The 22,486-nt window shown below is 69.9% G+C and carries 21 protein-coding genes and 1 CRISPR repeat array; of the genes, 3 read left to right on the top strand and 18 right to left on the bottom strand.

Annotated elements, in window-relative coordinates:
* Positions 1–318: 318 nt before the first annotated feature.
* Positions 319–1,446: direct repeats of the CRISPR family, unit length 29 nt; unit sequence GAATTCCCCACGGGTGTGGGGATGGTCCG.
* Positions 1,447–1,524: 78 nt separating this feature from the next.
* Together F8S09_RS07555 and F8S09_RS07550 are read right to left on the bottom strand one after the other, a co-directional pair.
* A complete protein-coding gene (locus F8S09_RS07555; protein ID WP_322618629.1) occupies positions 1,525–4,596 on the bottom strand; it encodes a GAF domain-containing protein in 3,072 nt (1,023 codons plus the stop codon).
* Between the two features lie 78 nt (positions 4,597–4,674).
* On the bottom strand, positions 4,675–5,520 hold the full coding sequence (locus F8S09_RS07550; protein ID WP_152870721.1) for a VOC family protein: 846 nt from the start codon (positions 5,518–5,520) through the stop codon (positions 4,675–4,677).
* 126 nt (positions 5,521–5,646) lie between these two features.
* Here F8S09_RS07550 and F8S09_RS07545 point away from each other — a divergent pair, with 126 nt between their 5' ends.
* Positions 5,647–7,644 carry a GMC family oxidoreductase gene (locus F8S09_RS07545; protein ID WP_152870719.1) on the top strand — a complete coding sequence of 666 codons (1,998 nt, stop codon included), beginning with the start codon at positions 5,647–5,649 and terminating at the stop codon, positions 7,642–7,644.
* Between the two features lie 52 nt (positions 7,645–7,696).
* Positions 7,697–8,557 (top strand): tryptophan 2,3-dioxygenase, encoded by an 861-nt coding sequence (gene kynA / locus F8S09_RS07540; RefSeq protein WP_152870717.1) that lies wholly within the window; start codon positions 7,697–7,699, stop codon positions 8,555–8,557.
* 75 nt (positions 8,558–8,632) lie between these two features.
* Here the strand turns inward: kynA and glf are convergent, their stop codons facing one another.
* Entirely contained in the window at positions 8,633–9,772 is a 1,140-nt protein-coding gene (glf, locus tag F8S09_RS07535; protein ID WP_152870715.1) for a UDP-galactopyranose mutase, read from the bottom strand.
* Positions 9,773–9,794: 22 nt separating this feature from the next.
* Positions 9,795–10,967 (bottom strand): glycosyltransferase family 1 protein, encoded by a 1,173-nt coding sequence (locus F8S09_RS07530; RefSeq protein WP_194165264.1) that lies wholly within the window; start codon positions 10,965–10,967, stop codon positions 9,795–9,797.
* A gap of 366 nt (positions 10,968–11,333) precedes the next feature.
* On the opposite strand from F8S09_RS07530, the gene F8S09_RS07525 reads away from it, so the two are divergent.
* Positions 11,334–12,458: a GGDEF domain-containing protein gene (locus F8S09_RS07525; RefSeq protein ID WP_194165263.1), complete on the top strand. Its 1,125-nt coding sequence runs from the start codon at positions 11,334–11,336 to the stop codon at positions 12,456–12,458.
* Positions 12,459–12,780: 322 nt separating this feature from the next.
* Here the strand turns inward: F8S09_RS07525 and F8S09_RS07520 are convergent, their stop codons facing one another.
* From F8S09_RS07520 to F8S09_RS07455, 14 genes are all read right to left on the bottom strand, one after another.
* Positions 12,781–13,707, bottom strand: coding sequence for an alpha/beta hydrolase (locus tag F8S09_RS07520; RefSeq protein WP_152870708.1), 927 nt, complete (start codon positions 13,705–13,707; stop codon positions 12,781–12,783).
* Between the two features lie 9 nt (positions 13,708–13,716).
* A complete protein-coding gene (locus F8S09_RS07515) occupies positions 13,717–14,421 on the bottom strand; it encodes a histidine phosphatase family protein (protein WP_152870706.1) in 705 nt (234 codons plus the stop codon).
* 12 nt (positions 14,422–14,433) lie between these two features.
* A complete protein-coding gene (locus F8S09_RS07510; protein WP_152870704.1) occupies positions 14,434–14,934 on the bottom strand; it encodes a DUF421 domain-containing protein in 501 nt (166 codons plus the stop codon).
* Between the two features lie 66 nt (positions 14,935–15,000).
* Complete coding sequence (locus tag F8S09_RS07505; protein WP_322618628.1) at positions 15,001–16,095, bottom strand: phosphotransferase family protein; 1,095 nt, start codon at positions 16,093–16,095, stop codon at positions 15,001–15,003.
* The gene (locus F8S09_RS07500; RefSeq protein ID WP_152870701.1) at positions 16,092–16,901 is read right to left on the bottom strand and encodes an SDR family NAD(P)-dependent oxidoreductase; all 810 of its coding nucleotides are present in this window, start codon (positions 16,899–16,901) and stop codon (positions 16,092–16,094) included. Before F8S09_RS07500 ends, F8S09_RS07505 begins: the two co-directional genes overlap by 4 nt.
* A 19-nt stretch (positions 16,902–16,920) precedes the next feature.
* A complete protein-coding gene (locus F8S09_RS07495; RefSeq protein ID WP_152870699.1) occupies positions 16,921–17,310 on the bottom strand; it encodes a type II toxin-antitoxin system death-on-curing family toxin in 390 nt (129 codons plus the stop codon).
* Entirely contained in the window at positions 17,307–17,522 is a 216-nt protein-coding gene (locus F8S09_RS07490) for an AbrB/MazE/SpoVT family DNA-binding domain-containing protein (RefSeq protein WP_152870697.1), read from the bottom strand. Before F8S09_RS07490 ends, F8S09_RS07495 begins: the two co-directional genes overlap by 4 nt.
* 25 nt (positions 17,523–17,547) lie before the next feature.
* Positions 17,548–18,780 carry an acyl-CoA dehydrogenase family protein gene (locus F8S09_RS07485; protein WP_194165274.1) on the bottom strand — a complete coding sequence of 411 codons (1,233 nt, stop codon included), beginning with the start codon at positions 18,778–18,780 and terminating at the stop codon, positions 17,548–17,550.
* Positions 18,781–18,785: 5 nt separating this feature from the next.
* On the bottom strand, positions 18,786–19,121 hold the full coding sequence (locus F8S09_RS07480) for a hypothetical protein (protein ID WP_322618627.1): 336 nt from the start codon (positions 19,119–19,121) through the stop codon (positions 18,786–18,788).
* Positions 19,118–20,206: an SMP-30/gluconolactonase/LRE family protein gene (locus F8S09_RS07475; protein ID WP_152870693.1), complete on the bottom strand. Its 1,089-nt coding sequence runs from the start codon at positions 20,204–20,206 to the stop codon at positions 19,118–19,120. The genes F8S09_RS07480 and F8S09_RS07475 overlap by 4 nt, the downstream gene beginning before the upstream one ends.
* The gene (locus F8S09_RS07470) at positions 20,203–20,709 is read right to left on the bottom strand and encodes a macro domain-containing protein (protein WP_152870691.1); all 507 of its coding nucleotides are present in this window, start codon (positions 20,707–20,709) and stop codon (positions 20,203–20,205) included. Before F8S09_RS07470 ends, F8S09_RS07475 begins: the two co-directional genes overlap by 4 nt.
* Positions 20,710–20,719: 10 nt before the next feature.
* Positions 20,720–21,166: a PaaI family thioesterase gene (locus tag F8S09_RS07465; protein ID WP_322618626.1), complete on the bottom strand. Its 447-nt coding sequence runs from the start codon at positions 21,164–21,166 to the stop codon at positions 20,720–20,722.
* Positions 21,163–21,612 (bottom strand): MaoC family dehydratase, encoded by a 450-nt coding sequence (locus F8S09_RS07460; RefSeq protein WP_152870689.1) that lies wholly within the window; start codon positions 21,610–21,612, stop codon positions 21,163–21,165. The genes F8S09_RS07465 and F8S09_RS07460 overlap by 4 nt, the downstream gene beginning before the upstream one ends.
* 81 nt (positions 21,613–21,693) lie before the next feature.
* Entirely contained in the window at positions 21,694–22,470 is a 777-nt protein-coding gene (locus tag F8S09_RS07455) for an SDR family oxidoreductase (RefSeq protein ID WP_152870686.1), read from the bottom strand.
* Positions 22,471–22,486 lie beyond the last annotated feature (16 nt).

Below are 22,486 nucleotides of genomic sequence, written 5' to 3'. Positions count from 1 at the left end.
CAGGCGTGCCGGGCGGGTCGCCGCCTCTGGCCGCGCTCCGGGACGCTTCTGGCGGTGACGCCGCGCACTGTGGTCCAGCCCCGCGACGAAACCGGTCGTCACGTTGCGCCGTGCTGTCTGTGGTCTGGCAGAGAATTTGCTTGGTGTCGCCTCTTGCCTGCTGCTGCTCCCGGCCGCTCACGCCCATGCTTGTGCCGAGTGCACGCGCCCTACACTGGGAGCGGGTTTTCCCGAGTCGCATGACAATGTGTGCCAGACCTGACCTCCGGCGTGGGGGTCAGGAGCAGGGCACTGGACTGGAGGCCGGGTGGGTGCAGTGAATTCCCCACGGGTGTGGGGATGGTCCGAACTCAGGAAGGCGGGGATTCGGGAGGACCGGGAATTCCCCACGGGTGTGGGGATGGTCCGTTGCGCTCGGTCTCCAGCGCGGTGCCCCCGAAGAATTCCCCACGGGTGTGGGGATGGTCCGATGGTGCGTGCGCTCCTGAAGAGGACGAGGAGGAATTCCCCACGGGTGTGGGGATGGTCCGGACGCCCCCAACGGGGGCAGTCTTTTTGCTTCGAATTCCCCACGGGTGTGGGGATGGTCCTTGGCCGGAGTCGGGTTGTCCCCGGCGTAGAGGGAATTCCCCACGGGTGTGGGGATGGTCCGTGATTCGCGGGCGCGGCGTGCGGTTCGGCGAGGAATTCCCCACGGGTGTGGGGATGGTCCGTGGTCCGACCCCGCCCGGCTCGACGAGAACCTGAATTCCCCACGGGTGTGGGGATGGTCCGCCCGCCGTCGGCGAGCAGGGCTGGGGCCTGATGAATTCCCCACGGGTGTGGGGATGGTCCGCTGGACGGGCGTGGCCTGACCGACGCGCTGGTGGAATTCCCCACGGGTGTGGGGATGGTCCGGGGTATCAGCGCGCCTGGTGCGCCGCGCGGGGGAATTCCCCACGGGTGTGGGGATGATCCGCGCGAGAGCCTGCCCAGCCTCGCTCCCATCGGGAATTCCCCACGGGTGTGGGGATGGTCCGCTGGGGGGACTCCCTGACCGTCCTCACCGCCCGAATTCCCCACGGGTGTGGGGATGGTCCGTTCATGGGGTCCGGCACGTCGTAATAGGTGAGGAATTCCCCACGGGTGTGGGGATGGTCCGCGGCGCGTCAGGTCGTGGAGCGCGGCCACGTCGAATTCCCCACGGGTGTGGGGATGGTCCGAGTTATGGGGCGGTAGTGATTGCCCTGGAATGGAATTCCCCACGGGTGTGGGGATGGTCCGAGGCAGGGTCAGACAAAGATGACCCTGAAGACGAATTCCCCACGGGTGTGGGGATGGTCCGCGACGCCGGGGGCCTGCTCATCCCCTCACCTGGAATTCCCCACGGGTGTGGGGATGGTCCGAGGCTCTCCACGCCCGCGTCCCTGGCGGGGCCGAATTCCCCACGGGTGTGGGGATGGTCCGGCCCAACGGATCTGCTGCTACTCCTCACGCCCGTGGAGACAGCCCATCATGGCCGCGCTGTACGCCCTACGCCCGCGCCTAGCCCTGCTCTCCAGCCTCCACCCCCTGCAGGGTGAAGTGGAAGGTGCTGCCCACGCCGGGCTGTCCCTCGGCCCAGACGCGGCCCCCGCAGCGCTCCACGATCTTGCGGACGATGGCGAGGCCCATGCCGGTGCCCTCGTAACGCTCGCGCAGGTGGAGACGCTGGAACATCTGAAAGACGCGCTCGGCGTACTCGGGCTCGAAGCCGATGCCGTTGTCGCGCACGGTAAAGTGCCAGAACCCGCCCTCGGGGACGGCCCCGATCTCCACGACGGGCGCGGCCCCCTCGCGGCGGAACTTGACCGCGTTGCCGATCAGGTTCTGGAACAGTTGCGCCAGTTCGCTGCTGGCCCCCAGCACGGTGGGCAGCTCGCCGGTCACGACCCGCGCCCCGCTCGCCTCCATCGTCCCGTGGAGCCGTTCCAGGGCCTCGGCCAGCGGCTCGGCGCTGGGCACCGGCACCAGGGGTTCTTGCACCGCGTTCAGGCGCGAGAAGACGAGGAGGTCGTCGATCAGGGCCTTCATGCGTTCGGCCCCCTTGACCACGAAATCGAGGTACCGGCGACCCTGGGGGCCGAGGCTCTCGGCGTGCCGCTTGACGATCAGCTCGGTGAAGCTGGCGATGGTCCGCAGCGGCTCTTGCAGGTCGTGCGAGGCGACGTAGGCGAAGCGTTCGAGTTCGGCGTTGCTGCGCTCCAGGTCGGCGGTGCGCCGCTGGAGGGCACGGGCCTTGTCGGCCCCTTCCAGGGTCAGACTGAGGCTGCGGGCCACGGTGTCGAGCAGCGCCCGGTCGGTCCCGGTCCAGCGCCGATCCCCGAAGAGGCCCACCACGATCACTCCCTGCACCACGCCCCCCACCCGCACGGGCAGCGAGGCCACCGCCGCGATGTGCTCCACCTGCTCGCCCAGCCCGTCGCGGTCGCCGTCGTAGGTGTCCTGATAGAGCGGTTCGCCCGTCTGGTAGGGCACCCACATGGTGGGCGTCTCCCGCAGCGGCAGCCCGGCGTCAAGCTCGCGTTGCAGGGCCTCGCTGCGCAGGTCGCCCACCTGCGAGCGCTTGACCCACGACTCCTCCTCCGGCTCCCAGTACACCGAGTAGCCGTCCGGCAGCAGCGAGAGCATGATCTCCTGCGCCCGGCGAATCAGCAGCCCCGCGTCGGCCTCCAGGGTGAGGTCGCGGGAGAGGTCGGCGAAGGCTTCCAGGGCGCGGGTGCGGGCTTCGAGGGCGTCGCGCTGCGCGGCGAGTTGCCGGGCGCTGTCGGCCCGTTCGAGCGACAGGGCGAGGCTGCGTCCGGCCGAACTCACGATGGCCCGCCCGCGCTCGGACCACTGGCCCTCGGTCTTGAGGCCCACGGCAAGCATGCCCGGCACCTCGGTGCCCACCGTCAGCGGGTAGAGGGCGACCGTGCCGTATTCCTCGGTTTCGGCGACCTGCTGCTCGCCCGCGTTCCAGCCGTCCACGAAGACGGGCTCGCGGGTGCGCTCGGCCTCGGCGAAGGCGGGGGCCTCCAGCGGAATGCCCCCCGTGATGGAGGCCACCACCTCCGGGGCGATGTCGTCGGTCCAGACGCGGGCACGCCACAGCTCGTCCTCGCGCTCGTAGTAGGCCGCGCTGCATTCGGCGAAAAAGGAGCGGAAGACCCCCAGCGCCTCCCGCGCGAGGCTGGAGACGTCGGTGCGGGTGCCCACCGCCTCCGTGAAGCGCACGAAGGCCCCCAGGGCCGTGGCCTGCTCGGCGAGTTCGCGGGTGCGCTCCGCCACACGGCCCTCCAACCGGGCGCGTTCCTCCTGCACCTCCTGATAGAGCTGCGCGTTGTCGAGCGCCACGGCCGCCTGCGCCGCCAGCCCCACCACAAGCTGCTCGGCCCGCTCGTCAAAGCGCCCCGGCTCCGCGTGCCCGAAGAGCAGCCCTCCCAGCACCGCTCCCGAGCGCGACACCACCGGCACGGCGAGGTAACTGCGCACGGGCAGGTGCCCCGGCGGCAGGCCCCGGTGCGGGGCATTCTGCCCGAAGCGGGGGTCGAGGGTGATGTCGTCCGAGCGCACCACCGCCTGCCCGCCCAGGGTCGGCCCAAGCAGGGCTGTCAGGCGCGGCGGGGGAAAGGCGGCAAAGCTTTCACGGGTGGCGCCCGACAGGCTGTAGAGGGGATAGGCCTCGCTGCCGGGCGGGCGGTAGAACAGCGCCCCGTGCTCGGCCCCGCTGAGGGCCACCCCCGCGTCGGTCACCGCCTGCATCAGCCGCCCGAGGTCGAGTTCGGCGGCGATGGACGGCCCCACCCGGCCCAGGGTGTCCAGCACGTCCGCCTGCCAGGCCAGCCGCTCCTGCGCCCGCACGCGGCCCAGCGCCTGGGCGCCCTGCTGCACCAGCACCTCCAGGAAGGCCCGCTCGGGCGGGGCGAAGCCGCGCTGCTCGCCCGCCCCGAAGGCCAGGGTCAGCACCCCCAGGACCTCCCCGTCCACGCACAGGGGCAGGGCGGCAAGGGGGACGGGGCCTGCGGAACGGAAGACGGGGTGCCGCGTCCGCCGGGCCTCGGTGGGGAGATCGGACTCGGGCACCGGGTCGCCGGTTGTGGCCTGGGGCAGGCCGCCCTCCCCGTCCACGATCTGCCCCCCCGCGGCCCCAGCCGCCGCCACGACCTCCCGCAGCAGCGCCCCCAGCACGTCGGCGGGCGTGTGCGCCCCGGCCAGGGCCGCGCTGAGGTCTTGCAGGGCCTCGGCGCGGTGCAGGGCGGTCACGTCGCGCAGTTGCACGGCCAGCGTGTCCCCGTCCGGCACCACCCGCACCCGCACCCAGCCGCCCAGCAGCGGACTGGGGGCTTCGTACTCGGTGGGCTCACCCGTTTGCCGGGCGCGGTCCCGGAACTCGGCCCAGCGCGAGCTGAAGTGCCCCGCGAAATCGCGCTCCAGCACCTGGCCCACCAGCGCGGCGGGGGCCTGCCCAGCCAGCCGCCCGGTGAGGGCATTGGCGTACACGATGCGGCCCGAGCCGTCCACGACGAACAGAGCGTCGTCCGCGAGCTCCAGCCAGCGGGCGAGGACAGCGGGCAGGGCGTCCGAGACGGGGGTCACGGGCGGGCGATCTGGGGCGCGGGAGGGCCAGAGCGGCGGGGCATCGGGTGTGGATTGTAGCGGAGGAGGCGCCCCCCTTCAGCGCGGCGGCCGGAACTCGAACACGTGGCCTTCCGGGTCACGCACAGCGAGGACGCCGCTCTCCTCCACATGGGGCAGCCCGGCGGCCCGCACCCGGCCTCGGACCTCCTCCACCCGCGCGTAGAACTGGGCATACACGTGGTCGCCGCCGAACATGTCCGCCAGCCCCACCTGCGGGTCCCAGGCGTACAGCCAGCGGCGCGGAGTGCCGTTCCCGTCGGGCTCAGGCTCCGGCCCCAGGGTGAACTGCGCGAAGTCGCGGTCCGGTTGCTCCTTGGCGAGGGCGAAGCCGTAGGCGCGGGGCAGCCGCTCCTTCATCGCCGGGTAGTCCCCGAAGGCGAGCGCCACCTCGCGCAGGCCCAGGACGGGCAGGGCGTGGGGGCCGCGTTCGCCGTCCTCCGGCGTGGGGGGGTAGACCGGTTGCCGCTCGTCGGCGAGGTCCACTCCGCGCAGCTCCAGCCCGTGCCCGAAGGGATCGAAGAAGTACACGGTGGGGTCGGGCCGCTCCGGGGTGCCCAGGTCGATCTCCTGCCAGGGCAGGCCGTGCTCGTCCAGGAGGGCCTTGCAGCGGTCCAGCTCGTGCGGCTGAATCTGCCAGGCGTAGTGCAGATGCGAGGCCCCCCGCGCGTGCAGGGGCGCGAGCCGGGGGTCATTCGGCTGCCGGGTGACCGGTTTCCAGAGGGTCAGGGTTTGCGCGTCGTTCACCCGGAAGTGGGCCACGCCCCGGTCCTCGTCATGCTCCAGCAGGGGCAGGCCGAGCACCTGGGTATAGAAGCGCACCCCGCGCGGCAGGTGATTGACCTCCAGCGTCACGCCCGCGAGGTCGAGGATGGGCGAGGACATGCGGGCAGCGTACTCCGGCGGCGGGCGAGGCTTTGCTAGACTGGGTCTACCGAAATCCTGAAGTGTTGACCGCCGCGCCGGAGTGACCGGCCCCGGCCTCTCCCCTGCTCTCCCGGAGTGCCTGCCATGTCCCAGCCTGCCCCCCTGACCCCTTCCCAGCGCCGGACCCTGCGGGCGCTGACCGATACCTTCGTGCCCGCGCTGCGGCGCTCTCCCGACCCACATGGGTTTTACTCCACCCCCGGCAGCGCGACCGGAGCCGATCAGGTCGCCGCCGAGGTGCTCGCCGGATTGCCGGACGCCGAGCGCCGGGACGCTGAACGCCTGCTGGACGTGCTGGCCCGCGCGGGGCTGCGCCCGGAGACGCCGCTCGCGCTGCGCGAGGGCCTGCTACGGGGCCTGACCCGCCTCAGCCCGCAGGCGGCGCAAGGCCTCGCCGGACTGCGCCGCCTGCTGCTGATGCTGACCTACGCGCACCCCGGCGAGGAGGGTCGTCCCAATCCCTTCTGGCGGCAGTTCGGCTACGCGGGGCCGACCTTCACGGGGGCGGCCACCGAGCGCGACTTGCCCACCCTGACCCCGCAGGACGGCGAGACGCTGGAGGCCGACGTGGTGGTCGTCGGCTCCGGGGCGGGCGGCGGGGTGATCGCGGGTGAACTGTCGGCGGCGGGCCTGCGGGTTCTGGTGCTGGAGGCGGGGCGGCAGCACGCCGACGCCGAACTGGGCCGCTCGGAGCTGTGGGCCTACCAGAACCTCTACTGGCGCGGAGGTTTCACGCCGACTGCCGACGGCAACGTCTCGCTGATCGCGGGGCGCACCCTGGGCGGCGGCACGACCGTCAACTGGATGAACTGCGTCCGCACCCCGCCCGAGGTCCGGCGCGAGTGGGCGCTCGCCGGGCTGGAAGGGGTGGACGGCCCCGAGTTCGACGCCGATACCAACGCGGTGATGGAGCGTATCGGCGCGACCGATCAGGCCAGCGAGTACAACGGCACCCACCAACGAATGCTGGAGGGAGCGCTGCGGCTGGGCTACCGCTACCGCCGGGCGTACCGCAACGTGGACCTCGCCCGGCACGATCCCCAGCACGCCGGGCACATCGGCTTCGGGGACGCGACGGGCGCCAAGCAGAGCACCCTCAAGACCTACCTCAAGGACGCGGCGGCGCGGGGTGCCCGCCTCGTGGAGGGCGCGACCGCCGACCGCATCCTGACCGAGGGGGGGCGGGCGTGCGGGGTTGCAGTGACCGTCCAGACCGCAAGTGGCCCCCGGCAGGTCACCGTGCGGGCGCCGCAGGTCGTCGTGGCGGGAGGCTCGCTGGAAACGCCTGCCTTGCTGCTGCGCTCGGGGTTAGGTGGACCAGCGGCCGGGAAGCACCTGCACCTCCACCCCTGCGGAGCACTGACGGGCACCTTTGCGGGCGAGCAGGACACCTGGTGGGGCGCGACCCAGGCCGCCATCGTGGACGAGTTCGCGGGTCGCAGCGGGGGCTTCGGCTACCTGATCGAGACCAGCCAGTACACCACCGGCCTGTTCGCGTCGGCGGCGGTGTGGCAGGGCGGGACGGCCCACAAGACCCTGATGGCCGACCACGCCCGCAGCGTGACCCTGATTCACCTCACCCGCGACCGGGGCAGCGGCGAGGTCACCCTGGACGAACGCGGCCAGCCCCGCGTGACCTACGCGGTGACCGATCCCCTCGACGTGGAGAACTACTGGCACGGCCAGGGCACGGTCGCCCGGATTCTGGCGGCAGCCGGGGCTGAGCAGATCTTCGCGCTGGCCGACGGGGTGCGGCCCTGGACACGTGGGCAGGACCTCGAAGCCTGGATCGCCGGGCTGCGCCGACTTCCCATCGGGCGCGGCGGGCACGCGGTCTTCAGTGCCCACCAGATGGGCAGCGCCCGGATGGGTCAGGACCCGCAGACCAGCGTGGCCGACCCACGCGGCGAGCTGCACGGCACCCCCGGCGTGTGGATCGGGGACACCAGCGCCTTTCCGACCTCCTCGGGCGCCAACCCGATGGTCAGCGTGATGGCGCTGGCCCGGCGCACGGCCCGCTTTATCGCGCAGGAGGCGGCAGTGGCGGCGGGGCGGAAGCCAGAGGCAGTGACGGCAGGCTAGAGCGGAGGCCCAACGCCCCTATTCTCTAGACAACTTGCCTTAAGCTGCGGCCATGACCTCCTCCCCTACCCCTGACCGGCCCACCCCGGACCGGGACGCGCCCGAGCAGGCCCGGCTGGACTTCACCCGCCGCCTGAGCTACGGCGACTACCTGCACCTCGACACGCTGCTGTCGGCGCACCAGCCGGTCACGGGGGCGCACGACGAGCACCTGTTCATTACCGTGCATCACGTCTCGGAGCTGTGGCTCTCTCTGGTGGTGCGTGAATTGCGGGCGGCGATGGACCAGCTCGCGGCGGGGATCACCGACGCGCCCCTCAAGGGCCTCACGCGGGTGGTGCGGGCGCAGGAACAACTCACGGCGGCGTGGGAGGTGCTCAAGACGATGACCCCAGCGGACTACCTTCAGTTTCGCGGGGCCTTCGGGGAGGCGTCGGGCTTTCAGTCAGCGGGCTACCGGATGGTGGAGGTGCTGCTGGGCAACCGCAACCCCACGCTGCTCAAGCCCCATGCCCACCGCCCCGACCTGCACGGCCCGCTGGAGGCAGCGCTGCACGCCCCCAGCGTGTACGACCTGACCCTGCGTCTGTTGGCCGCCCGTGGCCTTCCCCTCCCCGCCGAGGTGCTGGAGCGCGACCTCACCCGCCCGCACGAGGCCCACCCCGCTGTGCTGGACGCGTGGCTGACCGTCTACCGCGACCCCGAGCGGTACTGGGACCTGTACGAGCTGGCCGAGAAACTGCTCGACGTGGAGGACAACTTCCGGGCCTGGCGCTTCAACCACCTCACGACGGTCGAGCGTACCATCGGCTTCAAGCGGGGCAGTGGGGGCACCAGCGGGGCGGGGTATCTGCGCCGGGCGCTGGATGTCGTGCTGTTCCCGGAGCTGTGGGAGGTGCGGACGCACTTGTAGTCGCCAGCTTCCAGTCGCCAGCGGCCAGCAAAAAACCCCAGCCGGGGAGCTGGGGCGGAAGGGTGAAAGTGGGACTCAGCCGACCGTCGCAGGCTCGGGGGCGGTCTTCTGCCCGGTCAGCTTGCGGTGGGTGGCGAGCGCCTGAGCGACCACCTGGTCCATGTTGTAGTAGCGGTAGGTGGCGAGGCGCCCCACGAAGGTCACGTCGGTGCGGGCGTCGGCCAGGGCCGCGTACTTCCTGTACAGCTCCTGGTTCTCAGGGCGCGGCACCGGATAGTAGGGGTCGCCCTCGGCGCGGGGGTATTCGTACACCACCGACGTGTGCTTGTGCTCCTGCCCAGTGATGTACTTGAACTCGCTGATGCGGGTGTACCCGTAGTCGTTGGGGTAGTTCACCGTGCCGGTGGGCTGGAACCACTCACGGGCGTGCGTCTCGTGGACGAATTCCAGGCTGCGGTAGGGCAACTTGCCGTAGCAGTGGTCGAAGAAGGCGTCCACCGGTCCGGTGTAGATCATGTGCCCGAAGGGGATGAACTCCTGAATCTCCCGGTAGTCGGTGTTCAGCATCACCTTAATGTTGGGGTGCGCGAGCATGCTCTCGAACATCCGGGTGTAGCCGTGCAGCGGCATCGCCTGGTAGGTGTCCGCGAAATAGCGGTCGTCGCGGTTGGTGCGGGTGGGCACGCGGGCCGTGACGGACGCGTCGAGTTCGCTGGGGTCCAGGCCCCACTGCTTGCGCGTATAGCCCCGGAAGAACTTGTTGTAGAGGTCGCGCCCGACCTTGCCTACGACCACGTCCTCCGAGGTGCGGACCTGATCGACCTTCTCCGCGACTGAGGCGAAGAACTCCTCGACCTGAAAGGAGGTCAGGTTCAGCCCGTACAGCCGGTTCACGGTGTCGAGGTTGATCGGAATGGGCAGCAGTTGCCCGTCCACGCTCGCGAGGACCCGGTGCTCGTAGGGCCGCCACGCGGTGAAGCGCGAGAGGTAGTCGAAAACTTCTTTCGAGTTGGTGTGGAAGATATGCGGGCCGTAGGGGTGAATCAGAATGCCCGCGTCGTCGTAGCAGTCGTAAGCGTTGCCGCCGATGTGTGGGCGGCGGTCCACGATCAGGATACGCTTGCCGTCATTGGCAAGGCGCTCGGCGAGCACGCTGCCCGCGAAGCCTGCCCCCACGATCAGGTAATCAAAACCGGTAGAAGTCACAGAGGCCATCCTAGCGCCGCCGGGCGTAGCTTCAATCATCGGCGACACCGGCCAGGGCGCTCTCAGCCTGCTTCTCGGCCGCTGCCCGTTCGATGAGGGCGCTCATGTCCCGCCAGGTGCGGTCCCAGGAGAGGGTCGAGAGGTGCACGTCGGCACGGGCACGGCGCTCCTCCCCGGCGGAGGTAGGACGCTCTGCGAGGGCCTCGGCACAGGCGGCCTCGAAGTCGTCCACACCCTGGGCGATCCGCACGAGGTCTTTCTCGCCATAGGGCCGCACCACGTCGCGGATGGGGGTGGACACGACCGGCACCCCCGCCGCAAGGTACTCGGGCGTCTTGGTGGGGCTGATGAACTCGGTGGCCTCGTTCAGCGCGAAGGGCAGCAGCGCCACGTCCCAGTACGCGAGGTAGGTGGGGAGTTCGCTGTAGCTCTTCATGCCCAGGTAGTGCAGGTTCTCACCGCGCGGTAGGTCGGCGGGGTCAATCTTCACGACCGGCCCCAGCAGCACGAACTGCCACTCCGGGCGACGGCGGGCGAGTTCACCGATCAGCTCGATGTCGAAGCGCTCGTCGATCACGCCGTAAAAGCCCAGCCGGGGCCGGGGCAGGTTCCGCTGGTCCGGGGCGTCCTCCGGGTTCTGGCGCGCACGGGCGAAGTGCTCGACCTCCACGCTGGAGGGAAAGGGGTGGGCCCCCGCGTGCCGCTCACGCTTGGCCTCGTACAGGCGGTGACCGCCCGTGAAGACGAGGTCGGCCTGCTCGAACAGCTGGTCCTCGCGCTCGCGCAGCTCGGGGGGGGCGCCCTTGAACTGGGCGAGTTCGTCCATGCAGTCGTAGACGGTCACGCGTGGGGTGAGTCCGGCCGTGATGGGCAACTCGTAGGGCGTGTAGACCCACAGGTCGTACTCGGCCAGCTCCTGCTCCTGCACCAGCCCGCACAGCAGCCGGGCGGTCCGCGCCTGCGACTCGGCCGGGCTGTGTCCCGCTTCGACGTGGGGCTGGACCACCGTCACGCCGCACGCCTCCTCACGCGAGACGAGGTGGTCCGCGTGGGCGCCGAACACGGGCTCCTCGATGTAGTACACCCGCCGGGAGCGGGCCGCCCGCGTCATCAGGTGCTGGGGCCGCTGAAACACGAAGTCCCAGCGCAGGTGGGCCACCACCAGCAGGGCGGGCGCGGCAGTACGGGTGGGCAGTGAGGTCATGGACAGATTCATCGTAGGAGCCCTCCGCAGGGTGAACATCAGAGAAGAAGGCGGCTGTGCGCTGGAAAGCCCGGCACAGCCCGCAGGAACCCCGGCAGCCTGGGCCACCTCTGCCTGCGTATGTTGGCGGGAAGCGGTCCCGTGGATGCTGGTCGCTCTGGTCTCCGCCATTCGCCAGCACGCCGAGACACCTCGCACGTGTGGGGACGGCACATTTTAGAACGCTTCCGGGCGAAGCGGACAGACCAAGCCTGGAGAAAAACTTCATCCTGCAATGTAAGAAGACTCAAGAAGGCTTGGGGTGGCCCTCATCATCAGGAGGCCCCCCGGCGGGAAAAGGGAGGCGCGGTTGTACTCTCGGGGAACATGCCCGTGCCGGACCGCCGCCGCTTCACGCCGCCGACCCTTCCCGGAGGAGCGGGGGGGAATGTGGCCGAGGGGCTCCGGCGCCGACTGTACCTCGCCGCGCTGGGAGTGGGGGCCGCCGTGCTCGCGCTGGTGTGGCTGCTGACCTGGGGGCGCGGACCTTATGACCCCTATGTGCTGTACGTCCACCCCCTGCTGCTACTCATGTGCCTGTGGACGGCTGCGTGGCTGCTGCGGGGGCGACCGCTGGTGGTGGCCGAACGGGTGGTGTTTGTCAGCAACGTGCTGGCGATCGCCGCGCAGATGGCCCTGGCCCTGATCGCCCCAGAGCAAGCGGCGCTGGGCCTGGCGAGTTCGGCCTACTGGATGCTGGTGGCGCTGTCCATCCTGAGCTACCTGCTGCTGAGTGCGCGGGGTGCGCTGCTGGTGTCGGCCGGGCTGTATGCCCTGTGTGTGGCGCTGCCCTGGACGGGTCTGGTCCTGCGCGGGCGCGGTCCCGGCGACCTGCCCGAGCTCGTGCGGGTGCAACTCACCTGCGGGGCCATCCTGGTGCTGCTCTACGGGCTGGCGTGGTACCGCCAGCATTTCCTGCTGGAGCGTGGGGAGCGCCTGACCCTGGAGGCGCTGGCGAACACCGACGCCCTGACCGGGCTCCCCAACCGCCGCGCCCTTTACGCGGCCGTCGAGCGGCTGCTGGAGGCCCCAGGCCAGCCCGCCTGCCTGATTCTGCTCGACCTCGACCACTTCAAGGGCATCAACGACCGCCACGGCCACAACGTCGGGGACGCGGTGCTGGCCCAGGCGGCGGCCCGGCTGCGCGGCGCCCTGCGCGGGACCGACACCGTGGGGCGCTGGGGCGGCGAGGAATTTCTGATCGTGCTGCCGGGCGCCGACGCGCCGGGAGCGAGTCAGGTCGCCGAGCGGCTGCGCCGGGAGATCGGCGCCTCCCCCTTTGCGGAGGCTGGCCCCGTGACCGCCAGCCTGGGAGTGGCCGAGGCCCGGCCCGGCGACGACCTCGACCGCTGGGTGGCCCGCGCCGACGTGGCCCTGTACCGCGCCAAGGCCGCCGGGCGCGACCGCGTCTGTGTGGGTGGCCCACCCCCCCCCGAGCGGGCGAGGGGGTAAGCCCCCGAGGGCCTGTTTCAGAAGGGTACTCATCGTCCGTGGCGTGCGCTGGGAAGTCGTGTGCGTTCCCCCCTCTGCGGGGCAGCTCTACGAGTCCCAGCCTCTCGCGGTGCGAGTTGTCCCAGTCCCCCGCAAGGGGGGAGGGGCAAAACCCCCTGTTTACCGCGCCGATGAAAAGCGCCGTTCCACTTTTAAAACAGGCTCTGAGGGCCGTGACTCCTCCCGTTGCCTGCCTCCCTGGGCTCCAGAGTCCACGGCTGTCTTGTGGGCACTTACCCCCGCTCGGGATAGGGAGGAGGCCCCTGCACTCGTCCGGGCCGTGTCAGGAGAGTTCGCGCCCCAACCACGCCGCCGCCTGGTCGAGCAGCCCGGCGGCAGCGGGCGAGAGGGCCGTCATGTTGGCAAAGCCGTGGATCATGCCGGGGCCGGGAAGGTGCTCGGCGCGGACACCCGCCGCCTGAAGAGCCTGCGCGTAGGCTGCGCCCTCGTCGCGCAGGGGGTCGAACTCGGCGGTCATTACCAGGGCGGGTGGGAGGTCATGCAACTCGGCGGCATGGAGGGGCGAGACATGGGGGTGGGCACCGTGGGCGGCGTCCTGGAGGTACATCTGCCCGAAAAAGCGCATCCGCTCTTCGGTCAGGAAGTAGCCCTCCGCATTCTCCCGGCGGCTGGGGTAACGGTCCGTGTTCACGAAGTCGGCCGCCGGATAGATCAGCAGTTGGGCACGGATCGCGGGACCACCGTTGTCCCTCGCCAGCAGGGTGCAGGCGATACACAGGCTCGCGCCCGCGCTGTCCCCGGCCAGGGCGAGGCGCGAGGTGTCCGCCCCCAGCTCCTCCCCGTGCGCGGCAGCCCAGGTCAGCGCGGCGTAGGCATCCTCCACCCCGGCGGGAAAGCGGTGCTCGGGCGCGAGGCGGTACTCGACACTCAGGACGGCCGTGTTCGCCACGGCGCAGAGTTCCCGGCACACGCTGTCATGCGTCTCGATGGAGTAGGCGACAAACCCGCCGCCGTGGAAGTAGACCGTGAGCGGGTGCGGCCCCTCGCCCTCCGGGGTGTACAGCCGGGCGGGGAGGTCGGAGGCGGGGCCGGGAACTGTCATGTCGCGTGTTCCAGCAATCTGGACCGGGCGCTTCGGCATCCGGGCGGCGTTGGCGACCACGGCAGCCCGCATCTCCTCCAGGCCGGTGGGCTGGGGGGCGGCGGCCATCATCAGCAGGATTTCCTTGAGGTGGGGGTCGAGGGACATGGGACTCCTTTAGCGCCAGGACGAGAGGGCTTCGTTCAGGTGGGCCGTTTCATTGAAGGAATCGAGGCTGGCGCGGCCCCCGCCGTAGGTCAGGCGGGTGAGGCTGCCGTTGCGGACGCGCCAGTTCAGCGTGAGGGCGGACTCGTCGGGGGCGCGGAGCACCGCCGCCACCGTCACGCCAATTACGCCGCCCGAGGTGAAGGCGAGCACGGTGCGGCCCGACGGCCCCGCCAGCAACTCGCGCAGGAAGGCGTGGACGCGGGCGCGGAACTCCGCCCACGGCTCCACGTCCGCGTGCGCGACCTCGCCGCGCAGGTAAGCGGCCGCCAGGGGTTCGAGCATCCGCTGAAGGTGGCGGTTGCGGTCTAGCCCCTCCCGCGAAGCCTCAGAGGCCCGCAGCAGGGCGTCGAAGCCGGGGTCACGGGCTGCCAGCAGGGGTGCGAGGGTGCGGATCAGGCCGTCGCCGTCGTACTCGGCCAGCCGGGGGTCGGTCACAGGGTCGGGCCAGCTCCCTCCCGCCGCTTCCGAGGCGAGGCGGGCGCTCTCTCGCTGGCGAATCAAGGAGCCGGAGATCACGTCGGTGGGCTCCAGGCCAGACTCGACCAGCCACTCGCCCACGGCGCGGGCCTGCGCCTCGCCCAGCGGGGAAAGGCGGTCGGTGTCGGCCTCGAAGGGGGTGGCCTGCCCGTGCCGCACGAGGATAAGTTCACTCATGCGGCCCGCCTCTCACGCCTTCACGACGCTGATGGTCCCCCCCGATTCCAGCACGGCGAACTTTACGTCCGACAATTCGGTCACGCCCGCCTCGCGCATCTTGCCTTCCAGGGTGGCGCGGGCCACCCGCGAGCGGCGCATCGCGCCTTCCCGCACCTGCCCATTTTCGACCAGTACGACTGGGGAATTGTCGAAGGTGTCCTGCACCGCTTCCGACCGCGCCCCCCACGCCGAGATACCCCACTGCGCGAGCACCAGCACGAGCAGGCTCAGCGCCGACTCGACAATGGAGTTGCCCAGGATGGCGCTGGCGACCAGCGACCCCGCCGCGACGTTGACCAGAAAGTCGAAGGAGGTAAAGGACGCGAAAGTGCGCGAGCCGAAGATCCGGGCGAGGACAATCACGTAGCCCAGCAGCAGCAGCGAACTCAGGACGATCCGCAGAATCAGCCGCAGCGACCAGCCTCCCTGCGGCGTCAGGATGTCCGTCAGGACCGACCAGAACAGTTCCATGCGGGCAGCGTAGGCTTCCCGCGCTGAAAGTCGTGTTCAGGGAAGGATCATGCCCTCGCGCCCCGCTCACACCCTCCCACCGCCGACCTCCCGAATCTGCTGCCACGCCTCCCCGATCAGCCACGCGGCCTGCTGGCCCAGCGGCGCGAAGCGGGGGTCTTTCGTCTGCCCGGCACGGTAGCGAGCATAAATCTGCTGCACGATCACTGCCAGCTTGAAGTGGCCCAGGACCTCGTACCACGCGATATTCGCCACGTCGCGCCCGCTGCGTGCGGCGTAGCGTTCCAGAAATTCCTCGCGGCTCAGGAAGCCAGGCGCATTCGCCCCGATGCGGTTCTCGGCCCCACCGGGCTGCTGGGGCATCGTCCAGTAGGTCAGGGTCAGGCCCAGGTCGGCGAGGGGGTCGCCCACGGTGGTCATCTCCCAGTCCAGCAGCGCGACCACCCGTGAGGGGTCGGCGGGGTCGAGCATCAGGTTGTCGAGCTTGAAGTCGTTGTGGACGAGGGTGTGGGCGGATTCGGCGGGCGTGTTCGCGGTCAGCCAGGCGATCACGTCCTCGTCGTGCAGTTCCTCTACCGGGGGCAGGTCGTCGGTGCGGGCGCGGCGCCAGCGTCCGGCCCAGCCCTCGACCTGCCGGGCGTTGAAGCCCTCCGGCTTGCCCAGGTCGCGCAGGCCCGCTGCGCCGATGTCCACCGCGTGCAGGTCGACCAGGGTGTCCACCAGCGCCTCCGAGAGCTGCCGGGGCGCGTCGGGAAGGGCGGCGTACTCGGACGGCAACTTCGTCCGCACGACCACCCCGCGCCGCCGCTCCATCAGGTAGAAGGGCGCCCCGATCACGGCGGCGTCCTCGACCAGCAGCACGGGTTCGGGCGCGACGGGCAAGACCGGATGCACCCGCTCCAGCAAGCGGTACTCGCGCGGCATGTCGTGCGCCTTCGCCGCCACCGGGCCGAGGGGGGCACGGCGCAGCACGTACTCCTGCCCGCCCTCCGACGGTTGGCCCAGCCGCAGGAGATACGTGAGGTTGGAAAACCCGCCGGGGAACTGTTCGACATCCAGCGCGTCCACGTCGCCCCCTACCTTCCCTCGCAGCGCCTCCTTCAGAGCGTCCAACGGCAATTCCTCGCCGGGACGGACCGGGGCGGTGTCGGGACGGGTCACGGATGGCCCTCGGTCCGGGGCGTATCGCCGTCGAAGGCGTGCTTCCCGGCCAGCAATGCCATCGCCTTCTCGCGCAACCTCCGCATTCCGCCGATCCAGCCGTCGTAGTCGGCGGCCTTCTTCTGGAAGGACTGGAGGGTGGTCGGGTGCGTGGTGATCAGGAAGCCGTCCCGCCGCAGCACCTCCAGCGCCTTCTCGACGAGTTCGTCCGTCGTGATCGCCGTCTGCTGGAGGATAGGCGCGTTCTGGATCATCGGCGTCCAGACCCCCTCCGGGCAGAGGGCCGACACCTTGACCCCCCGGTCCCCGTAGGTGATCGCCAGCCACTCGGCAAACGCCAGCGCCGCGTGCTTGGTCACCGCGTAGGGGGCCGAGTGCAGTTCGGTGAGCAATCCCGCCGCCGACGCCGTGTTCAGGAAGTAGCCCTCGCCGCGCTCCAGGTAGTACGGCAGCAGGTGTCGGGCGGCCCAGACGTGGCTCATCACGTTGACCCGGTGAATCAGGTCCCACTGCTTGTCGGGCGTCTCCGGCCCCTCGCCGATGGCGATTCCGGCGTTCGAGCAGAACAGGTCGATGCGGCCTTCCTGCCCCAGCACGTCCGCGATCAGGGCCTGGATGTCCTCTTCCCTCGCCACGTTCGCGGGGACGAAGCGGGCGCCGATCTCGGCGGCTTTCTGGGCGCCCGTTTCCGCGTTGAGGTCAGAGGCGATGACGGTCGCGCCCTCCTGCCTGAAGCGCGTGGCGAGCGCGAGGCCGATGCCAGAGGCGGCGCCGGTGACGACGATGATCTTGTTCTGGAAGTCCATAGGGTCTCCTTGTGCAGCACTACGGAAGGGCCACGAGAGGCCGAAGAGCGTCGGCGACGGCTCTGGGGTCAGGATGCTTTCCCTGAGCGGTGTCCAGTACCAGCGCGAATACGGCGTCGTCAGGCCCGTCCAGTTCGGCGCCGTTGATGGACAGAAAGACGGCCGTCGCCGCGTAGGCGGTGCGCTTATTGCCGTCGACGAAGGCATGGTTTCGGGCCAGGAAGAAGAGATAGGCCGCAGCCTTCTCCAGGAGCGAAGGGTAGAGCTGCATCCCAAACGCCTCCATTGCGGGTTGCGCGAGCGCCGAAGCGAGCGTTCCAGGGTCGCGGATTCCGGACGGGCCTCCGTGACGGGCCAGCGCCCGGTCATGCAGCGCGGTCACCTGCTCGGGCGTGAGGTAGACCGTCATGCCTTGCTTAGGCGCTCCAGCAGGTCATCCTTTTCCGCAAACAGCTTGTCGGCGGCTTCCTCAAAGCTCATCCCCCGTCTGGCCGGGCGAAGAATCAATCCCCCCTCAACCGGCTCTATTTCCACTTCTTCGCTGAAGCCGTACAGCTCCAGGAGTTCCTTGGGAAGGATGACCGCCCGCGATTTTCCGACGGTGGTGAGACGCTTTCGCATGGTCAATTCTAATCCGATTAAAGCTCTAGCGCCGCCGCAGGTCCACGCCCTGCCGCCGCAACTCCTCCTTCGCCACCGTCTCGGTATGCACGATGTCGGGGCCGTCCGCGAGGCGCAGGGTGCGGGCCTGGGCGTACATCATGGCGAGGGGCGTGTCCTGGCTGACGCCCGCGCCACCGAACACCTGAATGGCGCGGTCGATGACGCGCAGGGCGACGTTGGGCGCGACCACCTTGATCGCGGCGATCTGGCCCCGCGCGGCCTTGTTGCCCATGGTGTCCATCATGTGCGCGGCTTGCAGGGTCAGCAGCCGGGCCTGGTCGATCTCCATGCGGCTGTGCGCGATGGCCTCCCGCACGTGCTGATGCGCGGCAAGCGGCTTGCCGAACGCGACCCGCTGCCCCGCCCGTTCCACCATCAGTTCCAGCGCCCGCTCGGCCTGCCCGATCAGCCTCATGCAGTGGTGGATGCGGCCCGGCCCCAGCCGCCCCTGCGCGATCTCGAAGCCCCGGCCCTCACCCAGCAGGATGGAGGAGGCAGGCACCCGCACGTCCTCGAAGGTCATCTCGGCGTGGCCGTGTGGCGCGTCGTCGTAGCCGAAGACGGTCAGCATCCGCTCGGTGGTCACGCCCGGCGCGTCCATCGGGATCAGGATCATGGACTGCTGGAGGTGGCGCTCGGCATTCGGGTCCGTCTTGCCCATAAAGATGCTGACGGCGCAGCGGGGGTCGCCCGCCCCGCTCGTCCACCACTTGCGGGCGTTGATGACGTACTCGTCGCCGTCGCGGGTGATGCTGGCCTGGATGTTCGTCGCGTCGCTCGACGCCACCTCCGGCTCGGTCATGGAGAAGGCGGAGCGAATCTCGCCGTTCAGGAGGGGCACGAGCCACTGCTCCTGCTGCTCGGGGGTGCCGTAGCGGGCCAGAACCTCCATGTTGCCGGTGTCGGGCGCGTTGCAGTTGAAGACCTCGGGCGCCCACCACACCCGGCCCATCACCTCGCACAGGGGGGCGTAGTCGAGGTTGGTCAGGCCGGGGCCGAACTTGCCGTCCGGGTCGCTGGCGGGCGGCAGGAAGAGGTTCCAGAGGCCCTGCGCCCGCGCCCTCGGCTTGAGGTCCTCGATGAGTTGGACATGCTCCCAGCGGTTGCCCTCGTTCACCTGGCGGTGGAACTCGGCCTCGTTGGGGTAGATGTGCTCGTCCATGAAGGCGGTCAGGCGGGCGTGGAGGTCGGCGGTGCGGGGGGACGTGTCGAACATCGTGGTCATAGGGGGTCCTCCTCGGGGTTCAGGGGGCGAAAGGTGGCGCTGTTGCCCTCAATGCCCAGCAGCACCTCGCGGGCGGGGCCGCCGCCTTCCCGCCGGACGGTCAGCCCCAGGGCGAGAATCTCGTCGAGCAGCGCCTCGGCGCGGGTCATCAGGGCGGGGTCGGCGTCGTGGGCCAGGTCGTCGGTGAGGCGGGCTTCCTCGTCGAACAGGACGCGGTAGGGGGCGAAGGCTTCGGTGGGCTGGAAGTCGCAGTGGACGGCGAAGGCGTCGGCGTGGCGCAGCGGCAGCCGCGCGAGGAGCACGCCGTCTCGCTCCAGCAGGTAGGTGGTCACGGGCGCACCCGCGAGAGCGGCACGCGGGCCAGCGTCTCGCCGTGCAGCGAACTCAGGATGAGGTGGTCGCCGTGGGGCAGGACCTGGGTGATGTACCCGTAACTCTGCGGCCCGCTCCCCTGCGCGAAGGCGACCGGGCGGCCTTCCAAGTTCAAGGCGACGAGCATGGACTCCTCAGGAAGAGGGAGCTTGGCGCGTTCGGCAATCCGGGCGGCGACCCGCCGCAGCCAGGGCTGACGCGCGGTGGCGTCCAGCAGCGGCGAGCGGCGGCTGGGCAGGGCGACCCAGAAGGTCCCCACTCCGTCGAAGCGCACGTTGTCGGGATAGCCGGGGAGGTAGTCAGCGAAGACTTCCAGCGTCCCGGCCTTCTCGCCCACCAGCCACAGGCGGTGAACCTTTGGGCCGCCCGTCTCGGTGACGAGTAGATACGCCTCGTCCGGCCCCAGCGTGACCCCGTTGGGGAAATTCAGCCCCCGCGCCAGCACGACCGTCTCGCCCATCTCCAGGTCATGCCGCAGCACCCGCCCGTGCCCGCCGTGCTCCAGCAGGTCGAGGAGTTCGTGCGGCCACCCGTACTTGCTCGACGCGTCGGTGAAGTAGACGAAACGCCCGGCCCGGTCCACGTCGAGATCGTCAGTAAAGCGGAAGGGGACGCCCTCCGCTTCGGTGGCGAGCACGTCTACCTCTCCCCCATCCAGCCGCACCCGCAGTAACCCGCGCAGCGCGTCCGCGACGAGGAGCGAGCCGTCCGGGTGAAAGCGCAGGCCGAGGGGCCGCCCGCCCGTGTTCGCCACGACCTCGGGCCGGGTGCCGTCCGGCTGGAAACGGACGATGGCTCCGCCGCCGAAGCCGCTGTAGAGGCGGCCCTGGGCGTCCACCGCCACCGACTCGGGCGAGGTGTGACCGGGAACCGGGGCAAACAACTCAGCGGTGTTCAGCCGCCCATTGTCCGCATACGGCCCGCCCGTGCGCGAGGGGGTCAGGCCCGGTCCCTCCCACGCCACCGGGCGTACCCGCGTGGGCGCGAGCAGCAGCCAACCCAGACCCGCGCCGAGGGCCAGGCCGAGGACGGTGCGGAATCTCATGATTCCACTCCCGTCGTGACGGTGGGGAGGTCGTAAACCGTCACCGCTATGCCGTGGGCGGCCAATTCCTCCTCAATGATGGGGGCGATCACGGCCCAGTCACCACCCGCCACACCTGCACCGATGCGCGGCATGTGAACGGTTGCCCCAGTCCGTTCAGCCTCCTCACGGACCCGTTTCAGTCCTGTGCGGATGGCTTCGTAGCGCACCGGGGGCCGCTCTGTGAGTCGATTTTTCCGGGCGATGTCGTGTTGACCGATCAGGTTCGCCACCGTCAAGTCAGGCTCGACCTCCACGAACTGAACTTCTCCCAGCTCAAAGGGGTGACCTGTCTTCCTAGCCGCCCAATCCTTGTAGGCCTTTTCAGGTTCGGGGAAACGTTTCGACAAGGCCAGTACGAAGCCTCGGCCCCAGGCCCCGATGTCGTTGCAGACGTGAACCAGCAGGCGCGGGCCTGTACCCCCCGGCTCGGTCGCGTCCCCTGTGACGTAGGTCAATGTCATGCCTGTGCCCTCACGTCCCACCCCCCGCCGGGGCCACATCTGCCACGACGATGGTGCCCAGCGCGGTGGCGACGAGCTTTTCCTTGCCGCCCTGTACGGCGAAAATGTCGCAGCGGGTCACCGCCTGCCGCCGGGTCGCGCTCACCACGCTGCCCCGCGCGACGAGGGCCTCACCCACGCCGGGGCGCAGGAAGTTGATCTTGAACTCGGAGGTCAACACGCTGGGGCCGAGCGCCGCCGCTCCCATGAAGGTAAGGGCGATGTCGGCCAGCGCCGCCTGCACGCCCCCGTGCGCGAAGCCGTGGTGCTGGGTCAGGTCGGTGCGGAAGGGCACCCGCACGACCACCCCGTCGGGAGCCATGTGCTCCACCCGCGCCCCGACGAGCACGCTGAACGGCTGTGAATCCAGCACGCCCTGGGCGAAGGCGACCGCCTGCGGTCCCTCCAACGCGGTCACAGGTACACCCGCATCACGGTTTCGGCGGTCGCGGCGGGTTTTTCACTGCCCTCGATCTCGATGGTGTTGGCGACGGTGAGTTGGGCGAATCCGGCGCCGTCCTCGACGTTCAGCAGGACGGCGCGGTTTCGCAGGCGGCTGCCGACGGGTACGGGGGCGATGAAACGGACGCGGTTGAGGCCGTAGTTCACGACCATCCGCACCCCGTCCAGTGGCGGGAAGCCGCCCCCGGTCATGAAGTGCCCGGCCAGCAGCGAGAGCGTCAGGAAGCCATGCGCGACCGGGCCGCCGAAGGGCGTCTGCGCGGCCCGCACGGGGTCCACATGGATGAACTGATGGTCGCCCGTCGCGTCAGCGAACTGATCCACCATCTCCTGCGAGACGGTGATCCATTCCGAGAGGGCGAGTTCCCCGCCGAGGCGGGCGCGGAGGTCGTTAAGGTGCATGGGTCCTCCTTTATGGTCGCCAGTGCGCAGTCGCCAGAACAACCTTTTTTGCTGGTGACTGGCGACTGGAAGCTGGCGACTTCAAATCGCCGTGATCCCGCCGTCCACCGCGATGTTCTGCCCGGTCATGTATGCCGAGGCGTCCGAAGCGAGCAGCAGCGAGAGGCCCTTGAGGTCCTCGTCGCCGCCCAGACGGCCCAGGGGCGTGTAGCCCAGGATGGTTTCCTCGCCGTAAGCCAGGGTGCCCTTCGTCATCTTGGTGGGGAAGTAGCCGGGGCAGATCGAGTTGACGGTGATGCCGTACCGCGCCCACTCGGCGGCGAGGGCACGGGTCAGGTTGACGACGGCCCCCTTGGACGTGTTGTAGGCGAGCGTTCCAGCCATGCGGGGGCTGTTGCCGCGCAGCCCGGCAACCGAGGCGACGTTGATGATCCGGCCTGCCTTCGCCGGAATCATGCAGCGCTTTCCGACCGCCTGCGTGAGCAGGAAAAGGCCGTTTACGTTGAGGTTCATCACCTTCTGCCACGCCTCGAAAGGATGCTCCTCGGCGGGAGCGCCCCAGGTGGCCCCCGCGTTGTTCACGAGGATGTGGATGGGACCGACCTCGCCGTGGACACGCTCGACGAGCGGCTCGATGGTGTCGAACTGCGAGAGGTCGTGCGCGTAGACGTGCGCGGTGATGCCCAGCCCTTCCAGGTGGGCTTTCGCCTCGTCCAGCTCGTTCTGCTTGCGGGCGGTCAGGACGACGGTCGCGCCGTACTCGCCCAGCGCCTCGGCGATTTGCAGGCCGAGGCCGCGCGAGCCCCCGGTGATGAGGGCGACTTTGCCGGTGAGGTCGAACAGGTCTTTGAGTGCCATCGGGAGAGCCTCCAGT

This window comes from Deinococcus terrestris (assembly GCF_009377345.1).
Lineage (GTDB): Bacteria > Deinococcota > Deinococci > Deinococcales > Deinococcaceae > Deinococcus > Deinococcus terrestris.
Note: the sequence above shows the minus strand (reverse complement) of the source record. Positions and strands in the feature narration are given on the sequence as shown.

Bases quoted from the DNA above. Each gene is read 5' to 3' on its own strand.
- F8S09_RS07470 (WP_152870691.1), bottom strand. From the start codon at position 20,709: ATGACATTGACCTACGTCACAGGGGACGCGACCGAGCCGGGGGGTACA.
- F8S09_RS07455 (WP_152870686.1), bottom strand. From the start codon at position 22,470: ATGGCACTCAAAGACCTGTTCGACCTCACCGGCAAAGTCGCCCTCATC.
- F8S09_RS07550 (WP_152870721.1), bottom strand. From the start codon at position 5,520: ATGTCCTCGCCCATCCTCGACCTCGCGGGCGTGACGCTGGAGGTCAAT.
- F8S09_RS07545 (WP_152870719.1), top strand. From the start codon at position 5,647: ATGTCCCAGCCTGCCCCCCTGACCCCTTCCCAGCGCCGGACCCTGCGG.
- F8S09_RS07460 (WP_152870689.1), bottom strand. From the start codon at position 21,612: ATGCACCTTAACGACCTCCGCGCCCGCCTCGGCGGGGAACTCGCCCTC.
- F8S09_RS07475 (WP_152870693.1), bottom strand. From the start codon at position 20,206: ATGAGATTCCGCACCGTCCTCGGCCTGGCCCTCGGCGCGGGTCTGGGT.
- kynA (WP_152870717.1), top strand. From the start codon at position 7,697: ATGACCTCCTCCCCTACCCCTGACCGGCCCACCCCGGACCGGGACGCG.
- F8S09_RS07485 (WP_194165274.1), bottom strand. From the start codon at position 18,780: ATGTTCGACACGTCCCCCCGCACCGCCGACCTCCACGCCCGCCTGACC.
- F8S09_RS07510 (WP_152870704.1), bottom strand. From the start codon at position 14,934: ATGGAACTGTTCTGGTCGGTCCTGACGGACATCCTGACGCCGCAGGGA.
- glf (WP_152870715.1), bottom strand. From the start codon at position 9,772: ATGGCCTCTGTGACTTCTACCGGTTTTGATTACCTGATCGTGGGGGCA.
- F8S09_RS07490 (WP_152870697.1), bottom strand. From the start codon at position 17,522: ATGCGAAAGCGTCTCACCACCGTCGGAAAATCGCGGGCGGTCATCCTT.
- F8S09_RS07500 (WP_152870701.1), bottom strand. From the start codon at position 16,901: ATGGACTTCCAGAACAAGATCATCGTCGTCACCGGCGCCGCCTCTGGC.
- F8S09_RS07515 (WP_152870706.1), bottom strand. From the start codon at position 14,421: ATGAGTGAACTTATCCTCGTGCGGCACGGGCAGGCCACCCCCTTCGAG.
- F8S09_RS07530 (WP_194165264.1), bottom strand. From the start codon at position 10,967: ATGACCTCACTGCCCACCCGTACTGCCGCGCCCGCCCTGCTGGTGGTG.
- F8S09_RS07495 (WP_152870699.1), bottom strand. From the start codon at position 17,310: ATGACGGTCTACCTCACGCCCGAGCAGGTGACCGCGCTGCATGACCGG.
- F8S09_RS07520 (WP_152870708.1), bottom strand. From the start codon at position 13,707: ATGTCCCTCGACCCCCACCTCAAGGAAATCCTGCTGATGATGGCCGCC.
- F8S09_RS07525 (WP_194165263.1), top strand. From the start codon at position 11,334: ATGCCCGTGCCGGACCGCCGCCGCTTCACGCCGCCGACCCTTCCCGGA.